We start from the raw sequence: 1,289 nt of genomic DNA, 5'->3' as shown, positions 1-1,289 counted from the left end.
CGGTGGTGGTAGTAGCAGAGGGGGACGCCGTTGTCGGTGTGGGTGGGTCCGCCGTGGGCGTGTTCGGTGACGTGGTGGATCTCGCACCAGGTTGCGGGGGTGTGGCAGCCGGGGATGAGGCATTCGCGGTCGCGGGCGATGATCGCGAGGCGTTGGTGGGCGGTGAAGACCCGCTGGGTGGTGCTGAGGGAGATGATGCGTCCTTCGTCCATGACGACGCGGTGGATCGTGCCGGTGCAGCCGGTCTGTGCGGCGACGCAGGCGGGGGTGTGGGCGAACGGGTGCCCGTGCGCGCCGGGGAGCCGCGCCCACCCGGTCCCCTTGGCGAGGTCTGTCGCATCGATCGTGACGACCAGTGTCGGAGAGGCGCCTGCGACGGTGGGCATCGAGCGGTGACGGGCGGCGATGCCGATCGCGGCGGCGAACGCGTCGTGGCGTTTCTGGGTCGCGGAGCGTGAGTCGATCACCGCACGCGGATCGCAGTTGAACGGGTCCTCCGTGTCGGGAAGCCCCTCGGACTGGGGATCGAACCCGCCCTCGGCATCACCGCTGTCACCGCTGCCACCTCGGTCGCCGTTGTCACCTTCCGGTGTGAAGCGCACTCCGGGTTCGGGTGCCCCGTCGCCGCGCGGGTTGTTGATCGCGTCGAAGATCGCTTCCAGCTGTGCGGCGACTTCCGGTGACAACCAGCCCCGGATGGAGCGGAGCCCGTCCTTCAACCGTCCGATGGTGACACCGCGGTGGTGTTGGGCGTTCTTGTCGTCGGGTTCCGCGCCGTCCGGATCCAGGATCGCGGCGAGGGCGTGGGCGAGGATATGCAGATCCGCGGGCGTCGGCTTCGGCCCCCGCGGTGCGTCCGGCCCCGCATCAACATCCCGGGCGCCGCGGGCGTGCTCGGCGAGGAACTCATCCGCCCCCAACCGCTCCTCCACACTGATCCGGTCGCGGCACTTCTCCAGAGGGCCGACCGCGGCGAGGAACCCCGCCACGCTCACCGCCCCCTCCAACAACGCCTCCCGCAGCGCCGGCCACCGGGCCGGCAGCCGGTCCCCGGACACCAGACTCACCTCCCGGTGTGTCAGGTCGGCGACCCGGCCGATCCGCGTCGCCGCCGACACATCCGTGAGCAACGTGCGTTGCAGCAGTTCGTTCTCCGACCGGCACCCCACCGCCTGCGCCAGATCCGTCCCGTTCGTGGTCGCGAGGGTTTCCACGACCACGGCCTCCACCCGCCGGAACACCGCCCCCGCCGACACCAGCACGTCGACACGCTCCGCCTCGGTCAACCC

General features: G+C 71.0%; 1 protein-coding gene. It reads right to left on the bottom strand.

Going from position 1 to position 1,289, the window contains the following annotated elements:
• Positions 1 to 1,262, bottom strand: a 1,262-nt coding sequence (locus HWD99_RS18300; RefSeq protein ID WP_241797622.1) for an HNH endonuclease signature motif containing protein, incomplete at its 3' end; no start/stop codon positions are given.
• Positions 1,263 to 1,289: the final 27 nt, after the last annotated feature.

Origin of the sequence: Microbacterium sp. C5A9, assembly GCF_022627955.1 — a bacterium.
Lineage (GTDB): Bacteria > Actinomycetota > Actinomycetes > Actinomycetales > Microbacteriaceae > Microbacterium.
This window is presented reverse-complemented; position numbering and strand designations above follow the sequence as displayed.